Annotated in this window: 7 protein-coding genes; 6 read left to right on the forward strand and 1 reads right to left on the reverse strand. The window is 60.1% G+C overall.

Annotated elements, in window-relative coordinates; translation table 11 throughout:
• Window positions 1-33 precede the first annotated feature (33 nt).
• Window positions 34-747 (reverse strand): UTRA domain-containing protein, encoded by a 714-nt coding sequence (locus HX855_RS31765; protein ID WP_177091535.1) that lies wholly within the window; start codon window positions 745-747, stop codon window positions 34-36.
• A gap of 351 nt (window positions 748-1,098) precedes the next feature.
• On the opposite strand from HX855_RS31765, the gene HX855_RS31770 reads away from it, so the two are divergent.
• From HX855_RS31770 to HX855_RS31795, 6 genes are all read left to right on the forward strand, one after another.
• The gene (locus HX855_RS31770; RefSeq protein WP_177091533.1) at window positions 1,099-2,166 is read left to right on the forward strand and encodes an ABC transporter substrate-binding protein; all 1,068 of its coding nucleotides are present in this window, start codon (window positions 1,099-1,101) and stop codon (window positions 2,164-2,166) included.
• Window positions 2,167-2,329: 163 nt separating this feature from the next.
• Complete coding sequence (locus HX855_RS31775; RefSeq protein WP_177091531.1) at window positions 2,330-3,136, forward strand: alkaline phosphatase family protein; 807 nt, start codon at window positions 2,330-2,332, stop codon at window positions 3,134-3,136.
• Window positions 3,133-3,978, forward strand: coding sequence for an ABC transporter permease subunit (locus HX855_RS31780; RefSeq protein ID WP_088427195.1), 846 nt, complete (start codon window positions 3,133-3,135; stop codon window positions 3,976-3,978). Before HX855_RS31775 ends, HX855_RS31780 begins: the two co-directional genes overlap by 4 nt.
• On the forward strand, window positions 3,965-4,765 hold the full coding sequence (locus HX855_RS31785) for an ABC transporter permease (RefSeq protein ID WP_088427194.1): 801 nt from the start codon (window positions 3,965-3,967) through the stop codon (window positions 4,763-4,765). The genes HX855_RS31780 and HX855_RS31785 overlap by 14 nt, the downstream gene beginning before the upstream one ends.
• Window positions 4,762-5,751: an ABC transporter ATP-binding protein gene (locus tag HX855_RS31790; protein WP_003219745.1), complete on the forward strand. Its 990-nt coding sequence runs from the start codon at window positions 4,762-4,764 to the stop codon at window positions 5,749-5,751. The genes HX855_RS31785 and HX855_RS31790 overlap by 4 nt, the downstream gene beginning before the upstream one ends.
• A 29-nt stretch (window positions 5,752-5,780) precedes the next feature.
• On the forward strand, window positions 5,781-6,434 hold the full coding sequence (locus tag HX855_RS31795) for an HAD family phosphatase (RefSeq protein WP_177091529.1): 654 nt from the start codon (window positions 5,781-5,783) through the stop codon (window positions 6,432-6,434).
• Window positions 6,435-6,537: the final 103 nt, after the last annotated feature.

A 6,537-nucleotide genomic window follows, 5' to 3' on the forward strand; every position in this document is an offset into this window, starting at 1 on the left:
AACGGATATGTACACGGTCAAAGCGTCAAACCGTCAAACCACATCCACCCCCACATGAATCGCATCATGCCGCCAAAACTCCAGATCACAATCAATCAACCGCTCATGCTGATCATAATTAACCCGCGCAATCCGCAACCCCGGGCTCCCCACCGACACCCTCAACGCCGCCGCCGCCTCAACCTGCAATGACGTCGGCACAATCTCAAACCGCACCCGCCCGTAGTGCAAGTCATACACCCGCGCATACAGCTCAGTAATCGACTGATTCAAATCACACTCCAGAATCCCCGGAAAATACTGCGGGTTCAGATAGTGCTCCACATACAACACCAACCGCCCATCAATCCTGCGCCCCCGGCAAATCTGGACCACACTGGACAACGCCGGCAACTGCAACCACGCACACACCGCCGCCGACGCCGGCTGCAACCGCGCCGAAATCACTTCGGTCAACGGCACCCGCCCCTGGGCAGTCACCATCGCGTGAAAATGACTGCGCTGCATCAGGTTGTAGGCAAGCCTGGGCGGCGACACAAACCACCCCCGCCGCTCCTCGCGATAAATCTGCCCTTGGGCCTCAAGTTGTAACAAGGCTTCCCGCACCGTGATCCGGGTGGTACCAAACAACTCGCTGAGCTTGCGTTCGGCCGGCAGCTTACTGGCAGGCGCCAACAACCCATGGTCGATCTGCTCTTGCAGCGCCAGGCCAATGGTTGTCACCGCTTTGGTTGCCTCATCACGCATCAACGTTACCTATCTGGACTAGACCAGCACTATTCAGGTGCACAAAACGCCCGCTAAACGCGCCTCTGCTGTTGCGTGCAAGCCTAGGCATTGCACATGACCGACAGATGACAGCGCCTCACGACGTCCTGCCACAAGACCTGCAATACATCGGCCAAGTCCAAGGCTTCCGGGCGGTTGGGCATGGTCTACGCTTACCCGGCGATCCCCCGTCCAGGCCAACAAAAAACGACGTCGACATGAAACTGTCATCCGCCACGCCTAAATTGGCTCGTGTATTGCTGACCTAGACCAACACCACCGCAATCGTTCATAAAAACGCAGCGTTGAAAACGCCCAAAGGAGCTTCGGATGAAACAGCTTTTCCTGGCATCACTGTTAGGCTCGACCATTGCCATGTGCACCGCCGCCATGGCTGCTGACACCGATTTGAAAACACTCGAAGCCGCCGCGAAAGCGGAAGGCGCCGTCAACAGCGTCGGCATGCCCGATGACTGGGCCAACTGGAAAGGCACCTGGGACGACCTGGCCAAGACCTACGGCCTCAAACACATCGACACCGACATGAGCTCGGCCCAGGAAGTCGCCAAGTTCGCGGCAGAGAAAGACAACGCCAGCGCCGACATCGGCGACGTCGGCGCAGCCTTCGGCCCGATCGCGGTGAAACAGGGCGTGACCCAACCGTACAAACCGACCACCTGGGCACAAGTCCCGGATTGGGCAAAAGACAAAGACGGTAACTGGGCGCTGGCCTACACCGGCACCATCGCGTTTATCGTCAACAAGAAATTGCTGCACGGCTCCGAAGCCCCAAAAAGCTGGGCTGACCTGAAGACCGGTAAATACAAGGTCTCCATCGGTGACGTGAGCACCGCCGCCCAGGCAGCCAACGGCGTGCTCGCCGCAGCACTGGCCAACGGTGGCGACGAGAAGAACATTCAGCCTGCACTGCTGATGTTCGCCGACATCGCCAAACAAGGCCGCCTGTCGCTGGCCAACCCGACCATCGCCACCATGGAAAAAGGCGAAGTGGAAGTGGGCGTGGTCTGGGACTTCAACGGCCTGAGCTACAAAGCCAAGATGGCCAACCCGGATGACTACGTGGTGCTGATCCCGTCGGACGGCTCGGTGATTTCCGGCTACACCACCATCATCAACAAATACGCCAAGCACCCGAACGCCGCCAAGCTGACCCGCGAATACATCTTCAGCGACGCTGGCCAGACCAACCTGGCGCGCGGCAATGCGCGGCCGATTCGTGCCGAGCACCTGACCCTGCCAGCCGACGTGCAGGCCAAGTTGCTGCCTAACGAACAGTACAAGAAGGTCACGCCGATCAAGGATGCCGAGGCTTGGGAGAAGACCTCCAAGGCACTGCCGCAGAAGTGGCAGGAAGAAGTCATCATCAATATGCAGTAAGAACGCGGCCAGTGTAGGAGCTGGCTTGCCTGCGATAACGGTATGACATTCAGCATTTTTGTCGACTGACACACCGCTATCGCAGGCAAGCCAGCTCCCACATTTCACCCGGTTCCAACCGAAAAACCGAGTCAAGCCAATCTGTTGCGGAGCCCCAGCCCCTATGAAGCACAACGTCATCCTTGTCGTGCTCGACGGCCTGAATTACGAGGTTGCCCGACACGCCATGGGGCACTTGCAGGCCTATGTCGGCGCAGGACGCGCAGCACTGTACAAACTGGAATGTGAACTGCCGGCCCTGTCCCGGCCACTGTACGAATGCATCCTCACCGGCGTCCCGCCGATCGAGAGCGGCATCGTCCACAACAATGTCTCGCGCCTGTCCAACCAGCGCAGCATTTTCCATTACGCCACCGACGCGGGTTTATCCACCGCGGCGGCGGCTTATCACTGGGTCAGCGAGTTATATAACCGCAGCCCCTTCATCGCCGCCCGGGATCGTCACACCCACGACCCGGACCTGGCGATCCAGCACGGGCATTTCTACTGGAATGACCATTACCCGGACTCCCACCTGTTTGCCGACGCCGAAAGCCTGCGCCTCAAACACGCGCCGAATTTCCTGGTGGTGCACCCGATGAACATCGACGATGCCGGCCACAAGCACGGCCTCGACACCCCGCAGTACCGCAACAGCGCACGCTCGGCCGACATCATCCTCGCCGACTACCTGCAAGGCTGGCTCGACGCCGGTTACCAGGTGCTGGTGACAGCCGACCACGGCATGAACAACGACCGCTCCCACAACGGCCTGCTGCCGGAAGAACGGGAAGTGCCACTGTTTGTCCTCGGCGATGCCTTCAGCCTCGACCCCCACGCCACGCCCAAACAAACCGAGCTGTGCGGCACCGTCTGCGAGCTGCTGGGTGTGCCCCACGACAAACCTGTATGCCGGGAGCTGTTGAAGTGAATTCCGTGATCCGTGGCAAATGGCTGGCTGCCTTGTGCCTGGTGCCCTTCGCCCTCTTCTTTATCGTGTTCGAGATCGCCCCGCTGGTGTGGGTGATGATCAGCAGCGTGCAGTCGGAAGAGTTCGGCTGGGGCTTTGCCAATTTCAGCAAGATCTTCAGTTCGAAGTTCTACCTGCAGGCGATCCAGTACAGCCTGGAGATCAGTTTCTACTCCAGCGTGTTCGGGATCATCATCGCCGTGCTGGGCAGTTATTCCCTGCGCCGGGTAGACGGGCCGCTGCGCAATTTCGTGACGGCGTTCGCCAACATGACCAGCAACTTTGCCGGCGTGCCCCTGGCCTTCGCCTTCATCATCCTGCTGGGGTTCAACGGCAGCATAACCATCATGCTCAAGCAGGCGGGGATCATTCAGGACTTCAACCTGTACTCCAAGACCGGCCTGATCATCCTTTATACCTACTTCCAGATTCCCCTCGGCGTACTGCTGCTCTACCCGGCCTTTGACGCCCTGCGCGAAGACTGGCGCGAGTCGGCTTCATTGTTGGGCGCGGACGGCTGGCAGTACTGGCGGCATATCGGCTTGCCGGTGCTGACCCCGGCGCTGCTGGGCACCTTCGTTATCCTGCTGGCCAACGCCCTCGGCGCCTACGCCACCGTCTATGCGCTGACCACCGGCAACTTCAACGTGCTGCCGATCCGCATCGCGGCGATGGTCTCCGGCGATATTTCCCTGGATCCGAACATGGCCAGCGCCCTGGCCGTGGTGCTGGTGGCGCTGATGACCGTGGTGACCGTGGTCCATCAACTGCTGCTCAAGAGGAGCTACCATGTCTCGCGCTGAACCTGGCTCGGCCGCCCTCTACCACCGCGTAGTGGTGTACCTGTTGTTTGCGATCCTGGTACTGCCGTTGCTCGGCACCCTGGTCTACTCCATCGCCAGCAGTTGGTCGGCGACCATCCTGCCGTCGGGTTTTACCTTCAAGTGGTATATCCAGCTGTGGAGTGACCCGCGCTTTCTGAATGCCTTCGGCCAGTCGTTGCTGGTGTGTGTCGGCGCGCTGATTTTGTCGGTGGTGCTGATCCTGCCGCTGCTGTTTGTGGTGCATTACCACTTTCCGAAACTCGACGCGCTGATGAACATTCTGATCCTGCTGCCCTTCGCGGTGCCGCCGGTGGTGTCGTCGGTGGGGCTGTTGCAGCTCTATGGCTCGGGGCCGTTTGCGATGGTGGGTACGCCGTGGATTCTGATCGGTTGCTACTTCACCGTAGCGCTGCCGTTCATGTACCGGGCGATCACCAACAACCTGCAAGCGATCAACCTGCGGGACCTGATGGACGCTTCCCAACTGCTCGGTGCCAGCACCTTTCAAGCGGCGTTCCTGGTGGTGCTGCCCAACCTGCGCAAGGGCCTGATGGTGGCGTTGCTGCTGTCGTTCTCGTTCCTGTTCGGCGAGTTCGTGTTTGCCAACATCCTGGTGGGCACTCGCTACGAGACTCTGCAGGTGTACCTCAACAATATGCGTAACAGCAGCGGCCACTTCACCAGTGCCCTGGTGATCTCCTATTTCTTCTTTGTGCTGGTGCTGACCTGGGCCGCCAACATCTTGAACAAGGACAAAAGCCAATGAGCTTCGTCAGCGTCCAACACCTGCAAAAAGGCTACGCCGGCACGCCGGTATTCAGTGACATCAACTGCGAAATCGCCAAGGGCGAGTTCGTCACCCTCCTTGGCCCGTCGGGCTGCGGCAAGTCCACACTGCTGCGCTGCATCGCTGGCCTGACCTCGGTGGACAGCGGGAAAATCCTGCTGGACGGCCAGGACATCGTGCCGTTGAGCCCGCAGAAACGGCATATCGGCATGGTGTTCCAGAGCTACGCGCTGTTCCCCAACATGACCGTTGAACAGAACGTCGCCTTCGGCCTGCGCATGCAAAAGGTCAACGCCGACGACAGCCACAAGCGTGTACAGGAAGTGCTGCAACTGGTGGAGCTGAAAGAACTTGCCGGGCGCTACCCGCACCAGATGTCCGGCGGACAGTGCCAGCGCGTAGCCCTCGCCCGCTCCCTGGTGACCCGCCCGCGCCTGCTGTTGCTGGATGAGCCGCTGTCGGCCCTTGATGCGCGGATTCGCAAGCACCTGCGCGAACAGATCCGCCAGATCCAGCGCGAGCTGGGCCTGACCACTATTTTCGTGACCCATGATCAGGAAGAAGCCCTGACCATGTCCGACCGGATCTTCCTGATGAACCAGGGCAAGATCGTACAGAGCGGCGATGCGGAGACCCTCTACACCGCGCCAGTGGATGTGTTCGCCGCAGGCTTCATCGGCAACTACAACCTGCTGGATGCCGACAAAGCCAGCAAACTGTTGCAACGCCCGATCACCGGGCGCATCGCCATTCGCCCGGAAGCCATCGAGCTGAGCCGCAGCGGCGAGCTGGACGCCCTGGTGCGCAGCCACAGCCTGTTGGGCAACGTGATCCGCTACCGCATCGAAGCGCGCGGCGTGGAATTGGTGGTCGATGTACTCAACCGTTCGGCCGACGATTTGCACCCGGACGGCCAGCGATTGGCACTTTCCATCGACCCAAGTGCGTTGTGTGAAGTAGCCTGACGCACGATTTATTTGAGAGAGCGTGACCGATGGCATTGGTAATTTTTGATCTGGACGACACCCTGATCCATGGCGACTGCGCCACCCTGTGGAGCGAGCAGATGGGCCGCCTGGGTTGGGTGGATGGCGAGTCGTTCATGCGCAAGAACGACGAACTGATGGCGGCCTACAGCCGCGGCGAACTGGCCATGGAAGACTTCATGGACTTCAGCCTGGAGCCGATGATTGGCCGCACGCCGGAAGAAATCGAGCACCTTGTAGAGCCTTGGGTGGAAGACATTATCGAGCCGCTGATCTACAGCGAAGCCACCAAGACCATCGCCCGGCACCGCCAGAACGGCGACCGGATCCTGGTGATTTCCGCCTCGGGTACGCACCTGGTCAAGCCGATTGCGGCGCGGATCGGCATTGATGAAGTGTTGGGGATTGAGCTGGACGTCGCCCACGGGGTGTACAGCGGCAAGACCACCGGTGTACTGACCTACCGCGAAGGCAAGATTACCCGCCTGATGGAATGGCTGGAGCAGGAAGGCGAGCACCTCGACGGGGCGTATTTCTATTCGGACTCGCGCAATGACTTGCCACTGCTGCTGAAGGTGGCGAACCCGCAGGTGGTGAACCCGGACCCGGTGTTGCGGGCGCATGCTGAACAGGCGGGGTGGCCGATTCATCATTGGGTCTGAGGTTCCTGCGCTGTTTATGAGGTGGGAAACCGGTCGGGTGTGGGGGTTGGGCTGGGCTGGGCTGGGTTGGGTTGGGCTGGGTGTATATCCGTTATTTAGGTAA

This window comes from Pseudomonas sp. IPO3778 (assembly GCF_013386825.1).
Lineage (GTDB): Bacteria > Pseudomonadota > Gammaproteobacteria > Pseudomonadales > Pseudomonadaceae > Aquipseudomonas.